Origin of the sequence: Sedimentitalea sp. XS_ASV28 (assembly GCF_041224545.1) — a bacterium.
Lineage (GTDB): Bacteria > Pseudomonadota > Alphaproteobacteria > Rhodobacterales > Rhodobacteraceae > Sedimentitalea.
The window spans coordinates 1-1,400 of sequence record NZ_JBGFGP010000076.1 but is presented as its reverse complement, the minus strand read 5'-3'; the positions used below and the strand labels follow the sequence as shown (position 1 = coordinate 1,400).

Below are 1,400 nucleotides of genomic sequence, written 5' to 3'. Positions count from 1 at the left end.
ATTTTGATTTCATGCTGCGCCCGCACACGGCGGCGAATATTCTGCACAAGCACGAGATGGCATGACGCGGTGCGACGGCGATTTCGGCCGTTCGTGAACCTCGCAGAATTTTTGAAGCCGGCAATTCACAGGTCGCGGGACTTTGCTGCAGTTGGGATCGAAACGCGCAAGGTCTGCTCACAGCTCAATTTCGTCTCGTCTTGCACGTAATCGACAGAAGTCAGGATGCGGTTACCCCAAGGTGGTAGGAGCAAAATTGGTCGTAGTGTAAGGTGACTGAGCCTGCTTCAAGTCGAATGATCCCGATATCGGGCGCTTCCTTGCTGGGTTCGAAGGTATCCCAGTTCCATTCGGGTTTCGGCGGCGGCGCTTGATAGAGAACAGAGCGCATCGTCGAGAATGGGATACCCTCAACCGAGCCAGAAATTGGTCGGTGGACATGCCCAACAAACATGTACTTCACGCATCCAAAGCTGGAGATTAGATCTATGAAGTCCTGCCCGTCTTCCATGTTTTCCGTGTCTTGCATTGGCAGGCCAAGTGGCATCGGCGGATGGTGCATAAATAGAATAGTCGGCGTCTTTCCTGCATCGTGTAGGCGGTCCATGAGCCATTTGCGCCTAATTTCACAGAATTCTCCGGCGTCAGAACCGGTCTTGTGCGTATCTAGACAAATCACGTGCGCTTCAGGTGTCTTCACCCGATACTGGATGAATCCCTCCATTGCCGCGTCAGGAAGTGGCAAAAGCTGGCGGAATAGCTCCCGGCTGTCATGATTTCCCATCATGGGGAAAAAAGGAATAGCCAATTCGGATAGTCGCCCTGCCACGCCTTCGTAGTCAGCCTTTGTTCCTCGATTGACCATGTCGCCGGAAATGACGCACATTCTCGCATCCGAATGGTGCTCATTGATGTGCTCAACGGCAGCTTGGAGCCTAATCCGTGGATCGTGCCCGAGCACCTGACCCTCTTGGGTAAAATGAGGATCCGACATCCAAACAATTTTCATCCTCGCTACAACTCCTTTTTGGCAAAACGCTGGTGTACCCAAAAAACGGACTTTGGCAGCATCGCAGAACGCTTGCAAGTTGGGCTCATCGCTGCCCAATGCCCGCGCAGCTGCGCCCACGCGGCAGATCGAACCACACCCGTCATCCGCTAGATTTGCCAAATCTCTGATTTCATGATGTCTTGATCAATGTGGGGCGGTTCACAGATCAACAGCTGATGTTCGTGCCCCGGGTGGCGAAGTCTGAAGGTGAGCCCACAGCGGAAATCCTCATTTTTTGCTGCATGCGCTCGCAGCTCGGAAATTTCTGCAAGTGCTCAATCTCGCGTGCTGCAGGACGGCTCCAAATTCGGTCATTTGAACATCGCGCAGCGAGGCTTGTCGGGGCAAC

The 1,400-nt window shown here is 53.5% G+C and carries 1 protein-coding gene; it reads right to left on the bottom strand.

The window, feature by feature from the left end:
• Positions 1 to 220: 220 nt before the first annotated feature.
• A complete protein-coding gene (locus AB9K34_RS03680) occupies positions 221 to 1,171 on the bottom strand; it encodes a phosphodiesterase (protein ID WP_369953091.1) in 951 nt (316 codons plus the stop codon).
• Positions 1,172 to 1,400: the final 229 nt, after the last annotated feature.